Raw genomic sequence first — 18936 nt, 5'->3', positions numbered from 1 at the left:
ACCGATTACCTGGCCGGTCCCAACCTCAGGTTATGACTCCGGGGATCTGAGGGCGACGACGAGCAGGTCGCTCGACGGTCCTCGCAGTTCACGGCCCGCGGGCCACACGGCACGCAGGAACCGGCGCAGGTCGAGCCCCTCTGTGTGAACGCGGGCCAGTGTTCCGGCGGCGATCTCGGCGGATACCGCGAGGGAGCTGAGTACGGCCGGTGCGAGGCCGCCGATGACGGCAGCTTTGATGGCAGTGGTGGAGGACACCTCGAGCAGTGGCGCGGCGAGTGGGCCTGCAGTCCGGAGCGCACGTTCGAGCGCGAGACGTGTGCCGGACCCGGGTTCGCGGGTGACCAGCGGTGTCGCGGCCAGTTCGCTCGCCGTGATCGTTCGTCGAACCCATTGATGATCGGGGGCGACGACGACGACGAGTTCGTCGCGGGCAACGTCCTTCGAGTGGAGTCCGCTGGGCAGATCGGGGCTTTCGACGAATCCGATGTCGGCGCGGCCGTCGAGCACCGATGCGGCTACGTCGACAGAGTTTCCGGAGGTGAGAGTCGGTGTGATGGAAGTGTCGTGGGAGCGCAGTGTGATGAGCCATCGCGGTATGAGGTATTCGGCGATGGTGAGGCTCGCGGCGATACGAATGTGGCTGTGGCGGTCGGTGCGCAGCATTGCGATGCTCGTGGCGAGCTCGGCGGCTTCGGCGATGACGCGCTCGGCCCAGCCGGCGACCAGTTCGCCGGTTGCGGTGAGGGTGGCACCTCGCTGCCCGCGATGCAGGAGTGCTGCCCCGACGCGGCTTTCGAGTGCTTTCAGGCGTGCGCTCGCCGCTGGCTGCGACATGCCATGCGCAGCCCCTGCGCGTCCGATGCTTCCCAGCTCGGCGACGGACAGCAATAATTCGTAGCTGATCAGGTCGGTCACATGGGTCGGCAGGGGCACGGTGCCAGCGTAGAGACTGCGATCGTAGTGGGCACGGGGCCACGGGCGCGTTTGCCGGGAAAGTCCCCATTCGAGCTCAGTGCTCGCGGGAAGTGGAACGGGGTCGCGGCACTGGATCCCGTGGTTCGTTCACCCTCACTGACGCCACCTGAACTTATCCAATTCTCGTCACCCGGGATTGCCTTGGTTCGTGCGAGTTGTCTCGAACTTCACCGGTGCTCTCGCAGCGTGAGCTGGGACAAGGCAGGGGATGAGTCGGACGTAGGCGACCATTCCGATCAGCTCCACCAGTGTCTGCGACACCACGACCACGGCAGCAAGAGACAGTGCTGGTGGCAGCGCGAGCGCCAGCGGCAGTACGACCAACGAACTTCGGGTGGCGCCGGAGAAGATCGAGGCCCGAGCATCCGGGACGTCCTGGCGGGTCACTCTGGCCGTCGCCCATCCGACAACCGCCATGATGACCAGGAACGCTACGAAGATCGGCACCACGGCAATCAGCTGGGAGCCTTCGGAGCGGACTGCGTCGATCTGCGACGCCACGACGACGGCAAGAGTGGCCATCATGACCGGCACCATCGCCGCGGCCATGACATCCATGATCTGTGTGCCGAGTCGGCGGCGCGTCAGGATCTGCCTTCGGCCTCGGTGATACCCGTAGGGGGTATTGCTTGGTACGGTGGCAACGTGCGTGAGGGTGCTCGGCGACGATCGTCGGCCTCGTCTGCGCTCTCGGTGCTTCGGACGGTTCTGATCGCGCTCGGCGTGGTGCTGATGCACACGACCCTGCCCGTCCCCACCGCCGCGGCCCATGACGCGATGCGCGCACCAGGGCAGCCGAACAGCGTGGTCGCCCATCACTCTGCTGACACACACACCGTCGACGCCGAGACGGCGGCGGCGCACGGGCTGTGCCCGAGCGGTCACCACATGGTGCATCCGTGCATCGGGACGGTCACGTCTTTCCCTGCGATGTCGGTGCCGACCGTGACCGCCGAGTCCATGCCGACACTGGACACCGCGTCCGACCGTGTTGTCGCGATCGTGGCTCGGGCAGGTCGTGCGCCCCCGTGGGCGGTGTACTCGCTGGACAAGTCGGTATTTCTTCGGGTGTGACGGGGAGTCCGGGGCCACGGTGCTCCGGCGGATCGCAGGCAGATCCACCTCGTCTCTCGTTCGACACACTTCAGGAGTACTTCCATGCGTATCAACAGAAGAACAACCACCGTCCTCGCCGCCGCGGCGGTCGGCATCGCCCTCCTCGCAGGGTGTGGCGACGACGGATCGGGCACGTCGATGGAGGGCCACTCGATGGGCTCGTCCACGTCGATGGAGTCTTCGTCGGCGCAGTCCGCGGATCCCGCAGCGAACTTCACCGACGCCGATGTCATGTTCGCGTCGATGATGTATCCCCATCACGCACAGGCCGTCGAGATGGCCACCATGGTCGACGGGCGCACGACGAACCCGGACATCGTCGCCCTGGCAGGGGAGATCGCCGCCGCCCAGAAACCCGAGATGGAGCAATTGACGTCGTGGTTGGTGCAGTGGGGTCAGCCGGCGCCGTCGTCGGACGCGAGCTCGATGGAGGGTATGGACCACGGATCGGGCAGCGGGATGATGACTCCACAGGACATGGACTCGCTGATGGCCGCGTCGGGTGCTGACTTCGACCGCCAGTGGCTGACGATGATGATCGCCCACCACCAGGGCGCGGTCGCGATGGCAGAGAAGGAGATCGCCGACGGCTCCAACACGGACGCGGTCGCGATGGCCCGCACCATCGTCGAGACGCAGAACGCCGAGATCTCCCGCATGCAGCAGCTCCTGGGCTGACCGAGAACCCGGCCGGTACCGCAGTTTCGGGTCCTGCTCGACGAACGACGCAGCCCCGCACCGATGTCGGTGCGGGGCTGCGTCGTATCGGAGGGCCGCAGGTCAGTCCCGCGGGGTACCAGTGCCGGGCCGGAGGTCGAGTCGACGGAGCAGCTGGGCGTTGGCGGCGACGATGATCGTCGACAGGGACATCAGAATCGCTCCCACGGACATCGGGAGCACGAACCCGATGGGCGCGAGCACGCCGGCCGCCAAGGGCACGGAGAGCAGGTTGTATCCGGCGGCCCACCACAGGTTCTGCTTCATCTTCCGGTACGCAGCGCGGGAGAGATCGACCACCGACAGCACCGAGCGGGGGTCGTCACTGGCGAGGATCACCCCCGCGGACGCGATCGCCACATCCGTGCCTGCACCGATGGCGATGCCGACGTCGGCGCGGGCGAGGGCGGGGGCGTCGTTGACACCGTCACCGACCATCGCGACCTTCCTGCCCTCGTCCTGCAGGTCCGCCACCCGCTGCGCTTTGTCCTCCGGGCGCACCCCGGCGAAGTAGCGGTCGATACCCAGCTCACCGGCGACCGAGGCGGCGACCGCGTCGGCGTCGCCGGTGATCATGACCACCTGCACCCCACGGGCGTGCAGATCGGCCACCGCGGCGCGGGACTCGGGGCGGATCTCGTCGGCCAGTTTCAGCGCTCCGATCACGGCGCCACCGGAGACGACATGCAGGATGATCGCCCCGTCCCGCCGCCACCGATCGGCCACACCGAGCTCGGACCGGCGCTCCTGCTCGAGCATCGCCGGACCACCCACCCGCACGGCGGCGCCGTCGACGACCGCGGACACCCCGACCGCAGGGGAGGACCGGAAGTCCTGCGCAGATTGGATATCGAGCCGGCGGCCCTCAGCAGCGGCGACGATCGCGCGTGCCAACGGGTGCTCGGAATCCGCTTCCGCAGCTGCCGCCAGCGCCAGAACCTCCTCGACGGTGCGCCCGTCCACGGCCTCGACGTCGGTGACGGCGGGTTCGCCGCGGGTGAGGGTGCCGGTCTTGTCGAACAGCACGGTGTCGACGGTGCGCATCGACTCCAACGCGAGGCGGTCCTTGATCAGGACGCCGCCGCGTGCGGCGCGTTCGGTCGCGATGGACACCACCAACGGAATCGCCAGGCCCAGCGCGTGGGGGCAGGCGATGACCAGGACGGTGATCGTGCGGACGACCGCGTCGTCGGGGGAGCCGAGGAGGGTCCAGGCGGCGGCGGTGAGGACGGCGGCGCCGAGGGCGAACCAGAACAGCCACGCCGCGGCGATGTCCGCGATCCGCTGCGCCCGCGACGTCGAGTTCTGCGCGTCGCTGACCAGGCGCCGGATGCCGGCGAGGGTGGTGTCCTCGCCGATGGCGGACACCCTCACGCGGATCCCGGAATCGGTGGCGACAGTGCCGGCGACGACGGTGTCCCCGTCGCTGCGGCGTACGGTGCGGGACTCGCCGGTGATCATCGACTCGTCCATGCTCGCGGCCCCTGAGACGACGACACCGTCGGCCGGGACCCGGCCGCCGGGGCGCACGACCACCACGTCATCGACCTGCAGTTGCGCCGGATCCAAGACGGTCACCTCACCATCGGCGTCGACCCGCTCCGCGGTGTCGGGGAGCAGCGCGGCCAGCGAGTCCAGGGCCGACGTCGTCTGCGCGAGTGAGCGCATCTCGATCCAGTGCCCCAGCAGCATGATCACGATCAGCAGTGCCAGCTCCCACCAGAAGTCGAGCTGATGATCGAGCAGACCGACACTCGCACCGAGAGACGAGACGAACGCGACGGTGATCGCCAACGCGATCAGCAGCATCATTCCCGGTGTGCGGCCGCGGATCTCGCTGACGGCACCGGTGAGGAACGGGGAGCCACCCCACACGAACATGACTGTGCCCAGCACGGGGGACACCCACCCGATCCAGGAGCTGTGCGGAAGTGCGTACCCGAGGACCATCGCGAACATGTCCGACGCTGCGATCACCGGAACGGCCAGCACGACCATCACCCAGAACAACCTCCGGAACTGGCCTGCATGATCGCCGTGGCCGCCGTGGCCGCCGTGGCCACCGTGGCCGCCGTGGCCGCCGTGGCCGCCGGCCATGTCGTGATGGTCGTGATCGTGCGAACTGTCCGTCCGGACGGTGGCCGGTGATGATTCGATCATGTCAATTCCTCGATTCCAAAGGTGTTGCTGTGCAATGCCCTGTACCGGTCGGAGATTCGGACGTGCCGTAGTCCATCGCATCGCTGCGGTCGGCTACCCGCTGTGTCCTGCTCCGGGTCGATACCCCCAGGGGGTATGTAATCAAGACCATACGCCGCTCGGTCGGCTGTGGGAAGGTGTGCCGTCTCACTCGGTCTCGGTTCCTGCACGCATCGGATCGTGCAGCTGATGCGATTCCGCACCCTTCTGCGGCAGTATCGATGAACACCGGGATCACGATGGTGCCGACGGTTTTGTTCTCGGCCAACCGGATTGCCCGCCCGACCGCCTGAACGATGTCGACCTCCGAGCCTCGTGGGTCGATGAAGGCGACACCGTCGAGGGTGGGGACGTCGACGCCCTCGGCGAGCCATCTGGCGTTGGCCAGCACGCCGCGTTCGTCGTCGTCGAGTTGGCGGAGACGCTGAAGCTTCACGTGACGTTCAACGGACGACATATCACCGGAGGCGAACCCGGCCACAATGTTCCGGACGGTCGTTCTTCTGCAGGCATCCAGTCGAGAACGTCGGGCATCTCGGCGGCGAATCTCTGTGCTCGCAGCACCCGCGAATGGAAGCGATGACCCGGCGGAGGTCATATTTGCGCATGGCTTTGGCCAGCCCGATCCGGCTGTGGTGTAACCGGTCCGTGGTAGCGATGAGAAGGCGATAGTCGAACCACTTCCTCGACGACTCGGAGAGGACCTTGTCGACGTCGCGCTTCGTGACGGCGTGATCGGGGCTGTAAGCCTTAACCTGCACCGCCCAGGCCTTCCCGACACTGTCCTCGACCACGAGGTCGATGCCGGCGTCGCTGCCCCACCTGTGATCCCAGTCATCCCACAGCCAAACCTTCCGAACCGTGTGTCGGTAGTACGGGTCGTTCTCGAGGTACCACTTGCAGATGCGCTCGAACTGCCTGCCTCGGATGTGATTGTTTTCGGAGCAGGTGTCGTAAAGGGCAGCGAATGTGCCCATTCCGAGAACTTCAGCTGGCCGTACCGACTGGTTTGTCGCCCTCGCGTAACTACTCGAATGACTCCTCGGGACCGTTAGGGCGCAGATCCTGCGCCACACCACCCAGGAGTTGCGCGGATCAAACTAGTTGAGTGAGCTGGCGCGAGTGCTTCCGACGAGCGTCCTCTGCGGCTCCGGCAGACCTCCGGTCGAGCTTGGCGGGTTGTCCTCGGAGGTGAGGTCGTTCCCACGCATTGCACTCGGCCGGTGTGGGCCTTCGTTCAGCCGCGTTTGCTAGTGACGCGATCGTGAAGCCGAGTCGCGACTCATTGACGCGTGGCCGCAACTGTCATGCGGCTGGACCCGCGTCTGCTGCTTTGTCGATCAACGAGATACGATGTCCACCAGGGTAATACGGACTAGTCGAGTTCGACGTAGGGGATTCTCGGTGTCACGAGAGTGTCACAAGTCGGGACGGACGGAGGTGGACCGGGGCGGACGCTGATGGACGAACACGCAGCTCAGACCGGGTTTCGTGAGTCCAGGTGAATTCACCTGATCGGGCCGTCGAAGCCTTGTAAGCGAGCGGTCTTCGGTTCAATTCTGACAGGAGGCTCTCGAACGCCCCTGACCAGGAGGAATGCTTCTATTCCTCGACGCCGGCTCTGCTGTGGCGGATGCCACCGCCGTCATCACCGACTTCGGCTTCACAGCAGCGGAGGCGGGCGTACTGATGCCACTGGCGATAAGTGGCTACTGCACCGAGCATCTGCCGACCTGGGCCACGCCACGCCTCGACCGACCCGACACGGCCCTCGTGAACGCGGTCGAGCGCACGGCGCGGCGCCGCCGGCGCACAACCTGCTCGTCACATCGACTGATGCACCGAGCTCGTGGGGTCACAGGATCAACTGTGGCGCCGGTCCAGCTCCCGGCGCACCCGCGTACACGCGTTCGACACCGAGATGACCTCGTCCGACGGGGCATTGCGCGCCACCGCTGATCGCCTGTCTCGCTGCAGTCGCTCGTACAGTTCGACGAGCAACTCCGAGGACATCTCTGCATAGTTCATGTGACCGCCGCACCTCTATCGAGAGGGCGACTGTCGATCGGTCGTGCAGTACTCCCGAGTACTCGCCCGGGATGCCGCCACGGCGGGCGGGTGCGGGTCGAATCTGCGCCGCAGCGCGCACGTCGTCGCCGGAGTGAGGTCCTCATTCACGTGTTGTGAATCCCGTGGCGTATCCGGCCTGTGTCGATGTCGTCTTCCGGCTGATCGGAGATACTGCGTGCGGACGTGTGACACTGTGTCGGTTCGAGGCGTGAAAACCGCGCGGCAGGTTCGCAAGTCCGGGGAGGAGATTTCTGTGCCCTGGGATTCGCACGACGAGGCGAAACCGTCGTACGTGATCGTGGTCGGCGGCTCGGCAGGCGGACTGGACGCGCTCACTGCGATGCTCGGCGCGGTAGAGGTGGGCCTGGGGTGGTGTGTCGTCATCGCGCAACACACGGCACCGACAGGGACGAGCGAACTCGCCCACCTTCTGGACCGCGCGAGTGCACTGCACGTGGTCGAGGCGGCCGACGGTGACGACCTGCGCCCGGACACCGTGTTCGTCGCCCCACCGGGTCATGACATCGCGGTCCGCGAACGAAGCATATCGATCGACGTCCCCGATCTGAACACGCGTCCCTGGCCGAGCATCGACCGCCTGTTCGTGTCCGCGGCGCAGGCGTTCGGGGATCGATCGGTGGTGGTCGTGTTGTCCGGCACGGGGAGCGACGGAGCGTCGGGGGTCGAGGCCGTCGAGTCGGCGGGTGGAGTCGTGGCGGTGCAGGAGCGGGCGACGGCCGCGTTCGACTCGATGCCGTCGGCGTCGTTCGCCACCGGGTCGGTGGACATCGAGGAAGCAGCTGCGGACATCCCCGGCGCGCTCGAACGTTTTCTCCGCGGCGCTCCGCCCGACTCGCCGCCGTCCGAGGTCATCGGCACGGGCGTGGTCGACGACGTCGTGGCCGCGTTGTACGAGCAGAGTGGGCTCGATTTCTCGGGTTACAAGACCTCGACGCTGCAGCGGCAGATCATCCGCCGCCAGCGTCTGTCGGCCATCGCCGAGACTGCGCTCTACCTACAGCATCTCCGGCAGTCGCCGACCGAGGCCTCGGCGCTGGCCCGCGCCCTGCTGGTCACGGTCACCGCATTCTTCCGAGACCAGGGCGTGTGGAACGGGCTGCGCGAGCATCTGGGCGCGGTCGTCTCCGCGTCGGAGGGTGGTCAGGTCCGGATGTGGGTGCCTGGATGCGCCACCGGACAAGAGGCGTACACCCTCGCCGTACTCGTCGCGGAAGCCCTGGCCGTACCGGATGTCGAACTGTCGCAACGGTTGAAGATCTTCGCCACCGATCTGGACGAGCGCGCACTGACGATCGCTCGGGTCGGGCGATACCCGATCGGCGAGCGGAATGCGCTGCCGGAGTACGCACGAGTGCGATGGACCCGTGATCTCGAGGGGGAGTTCGAGATCTCCCCAGTCTTACGGGAGTGCATCGTCTTCGCTCGACACAACGTGGCTTTCGATCCCCCGTTTCCCGATCTGAACATGATCTCGTTACGCAACACGTTGATCTACTTTCAACCCCGGTTGCAGGAGCGGGCTCTGCAGCTGTGTCAGTTCGCTCTCAATCCCGGGGGACTGCTGCTGCTCGGGCAGAGTGAACGCGTACCGCGCACCGACGACGCCTTCGTCTCCGTCGACGCCGAGCGCAGATTGTATCGGCGACGCCAGAGTCCACGTGCCCTCGGCCTGCCGCTGAGCGGCATCGGGCACCCGGTCCGCGGGGCGAAGGTCGTCGATCGTGGAGACGTCTCACCGCGCTCGACAGCCGTCGGCGACCGCTTCTACAGCGACATCGTCAAGGCGGTGGCGCCGTCGGCGCTGATCGTCGACGACCGAGCGGTACTCGTGGAGGTCATCGGCGACGTCACACCGTGGGTCGCGGTGAGCGAGGGGGTCCACAGCGGGCACGTCGTCGATCTGGTGAAGGACGACTACCGTGCGGCGGTGCGCGCGATGCTCAGTCAGCTCCGTTTCAGTGCGCCGCGCACGGTGACTCGGTCGATACGCAGCGACCGGGAGTCCGTTCGGATCTCGGTCACTCGCATCGACACCGCTGAAGGGAGGTCCGGTGCGGGCGCGATCATCGCCTTCCAGGCCGAGGCCGAGGCCGAGGCCGATTCCGATTCGCGGCCCGAGAACACACCCGACGCCGACGTCGATGCGCCACCGGTGGAGGTGCGCGTCGAGCTCGACACCGTGTACGACGCGCTGCAGGCGACTGTGGAGGACCTCAGCGCATCCAACGAGGAACTGCAGGCCCTCAACGAGGAGTTGCAAGCCTCCTCCGAGGAACTGCAGGCATCATCGGAGGAGGTTCAGGCCTCGAACGAGGAACTCGAGGCGACCAACGAGGAACTCGTCACCCTCAATCAGGAACTCGCTGTCCGCGGCGCGGAACTGACCCGCGCGAACACCGACCTGGAGAATATTCAGAGCTCTCTGACGAACGGGCTCGTGCTGCTCGACCGGGATCTCCGCGTCACCCGGTACACCGCCCTGGCGGTGCGCTTGTTCTCCCTGATCCCCTCGGACGTGGGGCGCGAGCTGTCCGCGATACCGACCACCATCGCGATGCCCGGTCTGACCGACCTGCTCCTGCAGACTCTGGCGGGGGACTCGAGGATTCTCGAGTCGGGCGGCGACGGACGGGATCTACTGGTCCAGACCCAGCCGTACCGTGGGGACCACGAGGAGATTCTCGGCGTGATCGTCGTGGTCATCGACGTCACCGACATCACCGCCGAGCGCCGCGCCCGCGAACGCGCGCTGGCCAACCTCGAAGTCATTACCGACTCGGTCCGCGAGACGGTGTGGCAACGGGACTCGTCCGGGGCGTTGACGTTGCTCACCCGCCGGGTCGAGGAGATGTACGGGCTCGATCGGGCCAGGGTCCTCGCCGACCCGTCGCTGTTGCTGATCGCCGTGCACCCCGCCGATCGCGACCGCGTGGCCGCCGTGTCCGCGTCCGCGTCCCCTGACTGGCAGCTTCGCTACCGCATCGTTCGCCCGGACGGCACCGTCCGATGGATCGACGAATCGGCCGCTCGAATACAACCACCGGACGGATCGCCTCCGCTGCGCGTGGGGACCGCACTCGACGTCACCGAACAGCACGAACTCACCGAACAACTCGAGCGCCGCACCGAACTCGTGTCCGCCATGTTCGACTCGAGCTCGCTCGGACTACTCCTCGTCGACAGCGACGGGCGAATCGAGCGGAGCAGCCCCGCGATCGAGGCGATGACCGGACATTCAGCAGACGCGCTGACCGGCCGCACGGTACTCAGCGTCCTGCCGCCGGACGACCGTGCCCTCGACGACGACGACACACAGAGCCGCCGGGTGCTGCACGCGGACGGGCACAGCACACCGGCGACGATCGAGATCCTCCGGAGGGCCGGCAACGGCCGCACCGTGGTGGTCGTTCACGACAGTTCCCGGCTGCGCCATCTGAGTGCAGAGTTGGCCGCACGCGAGCAGTTCGACCACCAGACCGGGCTGCTCAACCGAGCGTTCTTCCGGGCTCAGGCCATGGAGATGGTCACGGCGGAGGGTGCCGCGTCCGCTGTGCTGTGGATCGACCTCGACGGATTCAAGGAGGTCAACGACCGACTCGGCCACCGGAACGGTGACCTCGTTCTCGGTGTCATCGCGACCAGACTCCAGCGCGCCGCGCGCACCGATCAGCTCGTCGGCAGATTCGGTGGCGACGAGTTCGCGATGCTCGTGACCGGGGCCGACGACCTCGACACGCTGGACGGCCTCGTCCATCGAGTGCTCGCTGCCGTTCGTGAACCTGTCGTCATCGACGACGTCACCGCATTCGTCTCCGCCTCGATCGGAGTCGCCGTGCAGCCGGTCGACGGGACCACCGTCGACGACCTGCTCCACAACGCCGACGTCGCGATGTACTCGGCGAAACAGAACGGTCGAGATCGGGCGGTCTACTTCACGGCCGAGATGGACCACGACGCCGATGTCAGAGCGACCATCCGCCACCAGCTCGCATCCGCGGTCAGAGCGCACGAATTCGAACTGCACTATCAACCCATCCGGTCCATCTCCACGGGTGCGACAGTGATGGTCGAGGCCCTCATGCGGTGGCGGCGAGACGGTGAACTGGTCACCGCGAGCGAGTTCATCACCCTTGCGACCGAGACCGGTCAACTGCGCGCCCTCGGGCACCTCGCGCTCGACTGTCTCATCGACGACGTCGCGGCCCTGTACCGGCGATTCGGTGTCGACCACCCGCGAGTCGCGTTCAATCTCTCCGTCACCGAGCTCCGAGAACGCGAGCTGATGGACAGGCTGCTGTCCTGGCACCCGGACGCCGGCTTCGACAGGATCGTCATCGAGGTCACCGAGCACGTGACCCTGGTACCCGGTGATCGCGCTTTCGGTGCGCTGACGTTGCTGCAGAGACTCGGAGCGACGATCAGCATCGACGACTTCGGTACCGGGTACTCGAACCTGGAGCTGCTCGGGCGACTGAGACCAGGAATCATCAAGATCGACCGCACCCTCACCGAACGTGCCGCCGAAGACGTTCGCGGCGAGCGGATCCTCGACGCAGCCGTGCGGCTCGCCCATGCACTCGAGGCCACCGCGGTCATCGAGGGCGTTGGTGATGCGAGGCTGTCCGCCGTCGCCGCCGCGACCGGTGCCGAGCTGGCGCAGGGGTACTACCACGGTCACCCCATGCCCTTGCTGGACCTGATCGAGACGATCCGTGACGGCGGATGAAAGATCGCATACAGCAGTCGCTTTCGGTCCAGCCGCATGTAGCACCCGCGATGCGTCAGCCGGCCGTGTGACACCGGGGACTCAGAGGTCGTCGAGTGCTACTCAGGTGGGTGCTGGGGGCCCGACCGCGTGCTGCCGCATCCACCGCGGCGTTACGGTGGTCGGCGACATCCTCTATTTGCACGTCACCGAGTCGAGCCAATGGGCGACGCGTGATGCGCAGGAGTACGGCTCGGCTTTCGGACGAGACGTATTCGGCACCCGCGTGACGAACGTGTCGGGACCCGTGGAGGTTGCGGCGGTGAACGACGAGACGATCTGGGCACAGTCGAAGGTACCGCCGATACCACCCGCGCGGGACCGGCCGATCGTGTGATCGTCCCCGCGTCAGCCCATCGACTCGGCGGATGCCGGGCCCCACGACGCCAACATCGGAAGTGCCCGAGCAGTGGACGACTCGGGCTCGACGGTGTAGATGATCAAGCGTTGCTCCGGATCGAGGGGCGACACAAGAGATTCGATGCCGAACGCGAGTCGGCCTACCACGGGGTGAGCGATCTTCTTGTCGACGGACGTGCGATCCGCTACGCCGTGATCATTCCACCACCGGGCGAAGTCTCCACTTGCCAGACGTAATTCGTCGATCAGAACCGTCAATCGGGCGTCCGCGACGTGGCGTCCGACCTCGTAACGCATCGCACCCACCGCGGCCGACGCGTAATCGGACCAGTTGACGATTCGTTCCCTCGCACGCTGATCCAAGAAGAGCCAGCGCACCAACACGGCGCCCGCGTCTATCTCTGCCCCCAGGACTGCCCGCGCCAGCGTGTTGCACGCCAGGATCTCCGAGCGGCGCCCGAGGACGAGCGCAGGAACGTGGTCCATGATGGTCAGCACCCGGAGAAGACCAGGATCGGGACCCTGCGCAGACTCCCACGCACTCGAGCGTTTCCGGCGAAGCGGAGCGGCGAGATTCCGGAGGTGTGCGTCCTCGATCTCGTCGAGGCGCAAGGCCCGGCTCAAGGCGTCGACGATGTCGTCGGTGACCGTGTGCTGGCGACCCTGCTCCAACCGGCTGTAGTGGTCGGGGCTCAGGCCCGCGAGCACCGCGAGCTCCTCCTTGCGCAGGCCCGGAACGCGCCGCGGACCGGGAAATGGCGCAATCCCCGCTGTTGCCGGCGTGAGTGCGTCACGTCGGGACCGGAGGAACGCTCCGAGTGCGGATCTGTCTGCTGGCACCCTGCCGAGACTACGGAGACATCCCGGACACTGCCTGGTCACGGCGTGACCAGGCAGTGCTCGCCCTGGTGCGTCACGTGATCGCACTGTGGACTGGCCGTCATGAGCAACCCATCGAATCTGTCCGACCGCACCGCCGTCGTCACCGGCTCGACGAGCGGAATAGGCGCCGCTACCGCCCGCGAACTCGCGGCCCGTGGCGCTCGCGTCGTGATCACCGGGCGCGACGCCGAACGTGGTGCGCATCTGGTCGCCGAGATCGAAGGCGCCGGCGGATCCGCCGCGTTCGTGAACGGCGATCTCGCCGCGTCACCTGCCGACCTGCGTGCGCTGGCCGCCGCGTGGACCACCGCTCTCGACGGGCGGGTCGACATCCTGGTGCACAACGCGGCACTCTGCCCCGCCGTCGACACCGTGTCCCTCACCGACGCCGATCTGGAAGCGACACTTGCCGTCAACGTCCGGGCACCGCATGTTCTCACCGCAGCCCTGGCCCCGGCAATGGCCGAACGAGGCACCGGCGCGATCGTGGTCGTCGGGTCGTGGATGGCCGCGGTGGGCCACGCATTCGTCGGCCTGTATTCCGCCACGAAAGCGGCCGAAGCTCAGCTCGCTCGAAGCTGGGCCGCCGAGTTCGGACCGCAGGGGGTGCGAGTGAACACCGTTGCGCCGGGCGCCACCCGAACCCCGATCAACGACTCGAGTAGCGACGTCATCAGTCAGATGACGGCCGGCATACCGGCCGGACGTCCGGGTAGACCGGAAGAGATCGCGTCGGCCATCGCGTGGGTGGTCTCGGATGAGGCGGCGTACCTGCACGGGGCGACGATCCCGGTGGACGGTGGCATCACCGCAACCCATTAGGCGGCGGTGGCCGAGGTTCTCGTGGAGGGCACCTTTGCAGTTTCCCGAGTGACCCGCCGCGCACGGCTACTGTCGGACCGGTGACCTCGACGTGGACGACCGCAGACATCCCGGATCAGACGGGGCGGCGTTTCGTCGTGACCGGCGCCAACAGTGGCTTGGGTGCGGCCACGGCCCGAGCCCTGGGTGCTCGTGGGGCGGAGGTGGTACTCGCGTGTCGCAATACCGACAGGGGAGAGGATGTCGCCCGCGAGATCGGGCCGACTGCTACCGTTCGTGAGCTCGATCTCGCCGATCTGGCCTCCGTGAGACGCTTCGCCGACGCGACCGAGCCCTTCGACGTCCTGGTCAACAACGCCGGTGTGATGGCGCTGCCGCAGAAGAGGACGGCCGACGGTTTCGAGATGCAGTTCGGGACCAATCACCTCGGGCATTTCGCGTTGACCGGACTGCTCGTCGACCGCATCTCCGACCGGATCGTCACGCTGTCCAGTCTCGCGCACACGAGCGGAGACATCTCGATCGACGACCCCAACTTCGAGCACCGCCGCTACAGTCGCTGGGCTGCCTACGGCCAGTCCAAGTTGGCGAATTTGTTGTTCGCGTACAAGCTCCAGCGGCGCCTGTCGGAAGCGCGCTCCTCGGTCGTCTCCGTCGCGGCGCATCCCGGTGTCTCGTCCACGAACCTGGCGTCCCACACCGAATCTGCCCTCGACAAGATTTTCTCGTTCGGAGCGGGTGTCATCGGTCAGAGCTCGAACATGGGAGCGTTGCCGCAGCTGTACGCGGCGACGGTCGCCGGCGTCGAGGGAGGCTCGTACATCGGACCCGACGGGTTCCGGGAGATGCGCGGCCATCCGACAGTCGTCTCGTCCAGTAAGCGTTCGCGCGACTTGAAGCTCGCGACCGCCCTGTGGAATCTGTCCGAGCAGGTGACCGGGGTGAGCTACACGAGCCTGCGCCGGGACCCGCCGATTGCCTGAGGGTTCCACTTCCCCGGGGGAGCACGCTGCCGAGATGCTGTTCACAGGCAGTCGCGTCACAGCGGAGACCGGCTTCGAATCGGACTCGTGAACCGCGTGGTTCCGGCGGACCAGCCAGCACTCCGTGCAGGTCCGCCACGGTCCAGGGGAGTCCAGGCACCTGCGACAACTGCCGAAATGCCGCTCGATGTCACGAGTTGTCACAACGTGTTCGTCACTCGTTCGATGGACTCGGGTGGTCATGGGTGGACTGTGCGCATGAATATCCACGACGGTCGGTGGACCTCCGGAGACTTCTGTGGACGGACACCGCTCGCTTCATGTCGACGTCGGAGGCGTGGAGCGTGCTGACTGCCGCCCCGCACAGTGCACCGCTCGCTTCGGAATTCTCACCTCTTCACTCTTCCTGCATGTTGTCGTGTCGCTGGCGCTGTCTGGTTCCGTAGGCGGCTTCCTCGACTGCGTCGTCGTCTTCGAGGCCGGATCCGAGGGCGCCGCCGATGGTGGCGATGGAGGCGAGGAGCCAGCTGAGTTCGAGGTAGTCGGCGGTGGTCGCGTCGTGCCCGAGTGTCGAGGACAGGACGTGCGCTCGGAGGGAGAGCCAGGCGGTGAAGAGCAGCAGACCGAACAGGGCGATGTGGAGGACGGCGACGCCAATGGTGAGGGTGATGACGGTCGCGGTGTTGTAGAGCCTCGAGCGTTCGCGTTCGTCGTCGGATTCTGGCCGTTCCCACAGTTCGTGGTCGATGACGAGCCAGAGAATGAGCGCCACCGTCGACAGGATCGTCGCCGCACAGAGGCGCCATCCGCCCATGGTGTCGGCGAACGACCAGATCGTGCTGGTGGACAACGCGAATGCGCCGGTGGCGAAAGCGCCGACGAGCACCTTGGACAGGCCGGTGACCAGCCGCCAGGGCCGGTTGGCTCGCACCATTCCCGAGAGCAGCCGGAGCCTGCGCAGTCCCTTCGGTGCGAGGTACAGGGTGCTGTTCTCGTGCTGTTCGGAGGGGAATCGTCTCGCGCCGCCCGTCGGCGCGAGTTCGGGTTCACCGAGGATGCGTGCGAGGGCGAGTTCGACGACGGTGGTGACGCGTCGAGCGAGGTCGATGCCGCCGACGGCGGCGATGGAGATCAGCGCGAACGCGCGATCGGCGCTGACCTCACCGATCACGGGGACGGTGTTGTCGCGGCGGGGGAGGTCGGTGAGGTAGACGACGATGTCCTCGTGGTCCGAGTCGGAGTCGGTGTCGACGGTGTCGATCACGTCGTCGAGTGAGGCGTGTTCGTCGGAGACGAGGGGTTGTCGGCGCACGGTGGTGGTCCATCGGCGGGGCGGTGATCCTCGTTCGGTGAGGCGTCGGGGTAGGTGGTCGGAGAGGTGCTCGGCGAGGTCTGCGGGTTTGCCGGGGTCGGCGATGAGCAGTACCGAGACGCCGTCTCCCGGTGGACGGGTGGGTCCTTCTCGGTGTGGGTCGTGGTCGGTCATCGCCCGGTGCCACCCGGTTGAGACAAGTCGAAACGTCCGAAAGACGAGCAGACCGTCAGACCGTCAGCTGTGACCTCCGCCAGGGAGCTGACTGACGACGTGTGCGATCACCCGCGGGCGACCCGACTGCAGTGACGCCGATCGTCAGCTGACCCCAGGGTCGCAGAGGCTTCGATGCGGCGAGAATGTTCGTTACAGGGGGGTGGTTCCGTGAGTGGCGGGGGCGGGACGCCCGAGGTGATACCCCTGCAGGAAATGGGCGCCGAGACGGCGGACGGTGCGCAGTTCGGCATCGGACTCGACGCCCTCGAACACCACGGTCATGCCGAATTGCTCGGCAAGGGTCACGGTGCCGGCAGCGATGGCTGCACGCAAAGGATCGGTGTCGATGTCGTGGGTGACGAACGCGTCGATCTTGATCATCTCGGGTCGGACGGTGATCACCTGCCGGAGCCCGGACTGCCCGGCGCCGACGTCGTCGAGGGCGATGACCACACCGGCGCCGCGTAGGTCGTTGACCCGTGTGAGGACGGTGTCGATCTCGTGGATGTGGGTGCGTTTGGAGACCTCGAGGATGATGCGGCGATGTCGGGCGGCGTGGCGCAGCGGCTCGGCGAGCAGAGGGTCGTCGGTGAGCGCGGCGGGGGAGAGGTTCACCGCGAGGAACATTCCCGGCGGGAACGATACCGCTTCGTTCAGAGCGGAGAGCAGCGCAGCGCCTTCGAGTGCCCCGGACAGTCCGCTCTGCGCTGCGGTGTCGAACCACTCCGCGGGGCACGCGGTTCCGGTGGGGAACCGCGAGAGCGCTTCGTAGCCGACGACGTTCAGGTCTGCGGCGTCGACGATGGGTTGGAACACCATGGTGGGTCCGCCGCGACGTACAAGGTCGCAGATGTCATCAGCGGTGACCGGCCGCTGCTGGGCGCGGCCGGAGCGGCTTCCGTCCCCGTCGAAATCAGTCACCGGGAACGCTTGCTCGCACACGGCGCCGCACCGGCGGGCGGAACGAGCTCACGTGGACTGCAGCCGGCGGCGCATCGTGTCGGGTCTGAGAGATGAGGACGTGGTACCCCCCATTCGCAGAACGGATGCACCACCCCTGAAAGGGTGACAAGCACAAACTCTGCTGGCCATGCTCGCCGTAGGCATGACGTCCCGTCACGCCGAAAGCGGCACTCCGAAAGCGGCACGCCGGAACCGGCTACGCACCGGGACGGTGGGGACACGCGTGGTGATTGCCGAGGACGGCTCGGGAACTGACACCCTCCGAGTAGCACCGACGATGCGGCCCTGCTCACGATGCCCATTCCCGGGCAGCGTCGCGGCGACCTCGCCGCCGAGGACCGGGGCGATATATTCGGCCGGCCCCGATTCGTTCAGCATGTCAGCAGTGAAGCAGGCACCCGCGCCAGGCAATGCGTCGGGTCACGACCACTCCTGAGCCTCATGCCCGATTGCACGAAGATCGTCGACTCGCTCAGTTCGGGGAAATGCCGGAGGCGTGCTCGTGCGCCACCTGTGAAGTCACCGGACGAGAGGAATGGCGGCCCTCCGGCCCTGCCCGCACGCCGCCTCCGATCTGATGTGCGGGCAGGGCCGGATCCCCCGGTAGGACGCGCCGCGACCCTCCCGCGACACCGGGACAGTCGTCACCACGCAGCGGGTTCGCCGGGGGCCGGTCGAGGTCGCCGGCGAATGGTGACCCGCGATCGACATGCACTGGTCGGACCTTTGAGAATCATCCTCTCTCGGTGCGGTCGAGAATCAATCGAGTGGCTTCTCGAGGTGCGTCCCACTGCGGAAAGTGACCGCATCGCTCGAACCAGTGCAGAACGGCATCGGGGAACAGCTCCGAAGCGCGCGCCGCTTGCTTCGGCACTGTCACCAGATCTCGTCGTCCCCAACCGATTGTGACCCGTCCGGGCACTGTGCCGGGCGAGGCGCCTTCCTGCTTCGGCCCATGGATGAGGGCATCGAGAGCGGCCTCGGTCGACGGGGAGTCGGCGAGCCCTCGCACGTCGGGCAACACGGTGTCGCGCGGGAGCGCCCATGGCCGCGCCGACAACTGTGCCAGCAGCAGGGTCCTTCCCGCAGGGTTGCCCAGAAGTGCAGGCAGGAAGCGCCGCAACAATTTGACAAGGGCTATCGACGGCCGGAGTGTGGCGCCGAAGACAGCGCGTTCGCGGTCGCTCCAGAAACCGCCGGGGTCGAGTGCCACGGTGTCGCCGCCGACTCCCCGTCGAGCAAGTTCGAGGACGATTCGACCGCCCATGGATTGACCGACGGTGGAAATGCCACCCAGATCGTGTTCGCGAATGAAGTCCGCGACGGAGTCGGCGAGAGCAGCGATCGATACTTCGCCCGTCAACGGCGGCGTGTCGCCGAACCCCGGTAGGTCGACCGCGATGACGTCACGGTGTTCCGCCAGTTCGTCGATGATCGGGGACCAGGATCGCCATCCCACGCCCAAGCCGTGCACCAGCAACAGCGGGCTGCCATGTCCGAATCTGACATAATTTAGCGTCATATACTTGACG

At 66.7% G+C, this 18936-nt stretch carries 16 protein-coding genes; 6 read left to right on the top strand and 10 right to left on the bottom strand.

The annotated features are described in order from the left end of the window. Positions 1-30 precede the first annotated feature (30 nt). Positions 31-936 carry a LysR family transcriptional regulator gene (locus tag QE449_RS19195; protein ID WP_307109435.1) on the bottom strand — a complete coding sequence of 302 codons (906 nt, stop codon included), beginning with the start codon at positions 934-936 and terminating at the stop codon, positions 31-33. 168 nt (positions 937-1104) lie between these two features. Further along, on the bottom strand, positions 1105-1527 hold the full coding sequence (locus QE449_RS19190; protein ID WP_373428322.1) for a hypothetical protein: 423 nt from the start codon (positions 1525-1527) through the stop codon (positions 1105-1107). A 96-nt stretch (positions 1528-1623) separates the two neighbouring features. On the opposite strand from QE449_RS19190, the gene QE449_RS19185 reads away from it, so the two are divergent. Together QE449_RS19185 and QE449_RS19180 are read left to right on the top strand one after the other, a co-directional pair. Next, positions 1624-2052 carry a hypothetical protein gene (locus QE449_RS19185; RefSeq protein ID WP_307109776.1) on the top strand — a complete coding sequence of 143 codons (429 nt, stop codon included), beginning with the start codon at positions 1624-1626 and terminating at the stop codon, positions 2050-2052. Positions 2053-2136: 84 nt separating this feature from the next. Further along, complete coding sequence (locus QE449_RS19180; RefSeq protein WP_307109434.1) at positions 2137-2772, top strand: DUF305 domain-containing protein; 636 nt, start codon at positions 2137-2139, stop codon at positions 2770-2772. A 102-nt stretch (positions 2773-2874) separates the two neighbouring features. Here the strand turns inward: QE449_RS19180 and QE449_RS19175 are convergent, their stop codons facing one another. From QE449_RS19175 to QE449_RS19160, 4 genes are all read right to left on the bottom strand, one after another. Continuing rightward, on the bottom strand, positions 2875-4908 hold the full coding sequence (locus QE449_RS19175) for a heavy metal translocating P-type ATPase (protein ID WP_307109758.1): 2034 nt from the start codon (positions 4906-4908) through the stop codon (positions 2875-2877). 64 nt (positions 4909-4972) lie between these two features. Beyond that, a complete protein-coding gene (locus tag QE449_RS19170; protein WP_307109433.1) occupies positions 4973-5446 on the bottom strand; it encodes a helicase-related protein in 474 nt (157 codons plus the stop codon). 22 nt (positions 5447-5468) lie between these two features. After that, positions 5469-5987, bottom strand: a complete 519-nt coding sequence (locus tag QE449_RS19165) for a restriction endonuclease (protein ID WP_307109432.1) — start codon at positions 5985-5987, stop codon at positions 5469-5471. 886 nt (positions 5988-6873) lie between these two features. Next, positions 6874-7038, bottom strand: a complete 165-nt coding sequence (locus QE449_RS19160; protein WP_307109431.1) for a hypothetical protein — start codon at positions 7036-7038, stop codon at positions 6874-6876. A 295-nt stretch (positions 7039-7333) separates the two neighbouring features. Here QE449_RS19160 and QE449_RS19155 point away from each other — a divergent pair, with 295 nt between their 5' ends. Next, positions 7334-11827, top strand: a complete 4494-nt coding sequence (locus QE449_RS19155) for an EAL domain-containing protein (protein ID WP_307109430.1) — start codon at positions 7334-7336, stop codon at positions 11825-11827. Between the two features lie 157 nt (positions 11828-11984). Continuing rightward, a complete protein-coding gene (locus tag QE449_RS19150; protein WP_307109429.1) occupies positions 11985-12203 on the top strand; it encodes a hypothetical protein in 219 nt (72 codons plus the stop codon). Between the two features lie 11 nt (positions 12204-12214). On the opposite strand, the gene QE449_RS19145 is transcribed toward QE449_RS19150, so the two are convergent. Next, positions 12215-13066, bottom strand: a complete 852-nt coding sequence (locus QE449_RS19145; RefSeq protein WP_307109428.1) for a helix-turn-helix transcriptional regulator — start codon at positions 13064-13066, stop codon at positions 12215-12217. A 102-nt stretch (positions 13067-13168) separates the two neighbouring features. Between QE449_RS19145 and QE449_RS19140 the strand changes: the two genes are divergently transcribed. Both QE449_RS19140 and QE449_RS19135 read left to right on the top strand, forming a co-directional pair. Further along, a complete protein-coding gene (locus QE449_RS19140; RefSeq protein ID WP_307109427.1) occupies positions 13169-13930 on the top strand; it encodes an SDR family NAD(P)-dependent oxidoreductase in 762 nt (253 codons plus the stop codon). Between the two features lie 80 nt (positions 13931-14010). Continuing rightward, positions 14011-14913: an oxidoreductase gene (locus tag QE449_RS19135; protein WP_307109426.1), complete on the top strand. Its 903-nt coding sequence runs from the start codon at positions 14011-14013 to the stop codon at positions 14911-14913. A 397-nt stretch (positions 14914-15310) separates the two neighbouring features. On the opposite strand, the gene QE449_RS19130 is transcribed toward QE449_RS19135, so the two are convergent. The 3 genes from QE449_RS19130 to QE449_RS19120 all read right to left on the bottom strand — a co-directional run bounded on the left by QE449_RS19130 (position 15311) and on the right by QE449_RS19120 (position 18926). After that, a complete protein-coding gene (locus QE449_RS19130; protein ID WP_307109425.1) occupies positions 15311-16399 on the bottom strand; it encodes a hypothetical protein in 1089 nt (362 codons plus the stop codon). A 192-nt stretch (positions 16400-16591) separates the two neighbouring features. Further along, the gene (locus QE449_RS19125) at positions 16592-17362 is read right to left on the bottom strand and encodes an EAL domain-containing protein (protein ID WP_307109424.1); all 771 of its coding nucleotides are present in this window, start codon (positions 17360-17362) and stop codon (positions 16592-16594) included. A gap of 775 nt (positions 17363-18137) precedes the next feature. Next, on the bottom strand, positions 18138-18926 hold the full coding sequence (locus QE449_RS19120) for an alpha/beta fold hydrolase (RefSeq protein WP_307095985.1): 789 nt from the start codon (positions 18924-18926) through the stop codon (positions 18138-18140). Between the last annotated feature and the right edge of the window lie 10 nt (positions 18927-18936).

The sequence above is a fragment of the Rhodococcus sp. SORGH_AS_0303 genome (genome assembly GCF_030819335.1).
Lineage (GTDB): Bacteria > Actinomycetota > Actinomycetes > Mycobacteriales > Mycobacteriaceae > Rhodococcoides.
The sequence above is the reverse complement of the archived record's forward strand: the minus strand, read 5'-3'. Positions and strand labels throughout refer to the sequence as shown.

What these genes read in the sequence shown, in the direction of transcription:
- QE449_RS19190 (WP_373428322.1), bottom strand. Translation starts at nt 1,527, where the DNA reads ATGGCCGCGGCGATGGTGCCGGTCATGATGGCCACTCTTGCCGTCGTC.
- QE449_RS19180 (WP_307109434.1), top strand. Translation starts at nt 2,137, where the DNA reads ATGCGTATCAACAGAAGAACAACCACCGTCCTCGCCGCCGCGGCGGTC.
- QE449_RS19175 (WP_307109758.1), bottom strand. Translation starts at nt 4,908, where the DNA reads ATGGCCGGCGGCCACGGCGGCCACGGCGGCCACGGTGGCCACGGCGGC.
- QE449_RS19165 (WP_307109432.1), bottom strand. Translation starts at nt 5,987, where the DNA reads ATGGGCACATTCGCTGCCCTTTACGACACCTGCTCCGAAAACAATCAC.
- QE449_RS19160 (WP_307109431.1), bottom strand. Translation starts at nt 7,038, where the DNA reads ATGAACTATGCAGAGATGTCCTCGGAGTTGCTCGTCGAACTGTACGAG.
- QE449_RS19140 (WP_307109427.1), top strand. Translation starts at nt 13,169, where the DNA reads ATGAGCAACCCATCGAATCTGTCCGACCGCACCGCCGTCGTCACCGGC.
- QE449_RS19130 (WP_307109425.1), bottom strand. Translation starts at nt 16,399, where the DNA reads ATGACCGACCACGACCCACACCGAGAAGGACCCACCCGTCCACCGGGA.
- QE449_RS19120 (WP_307095985.1), bottom strand. Translation starts at nt 18,926, where the DNA reads ATGACGCTAAATTATGTCAGATTCGGACATGGCAGCCCGCTGTTGCTG.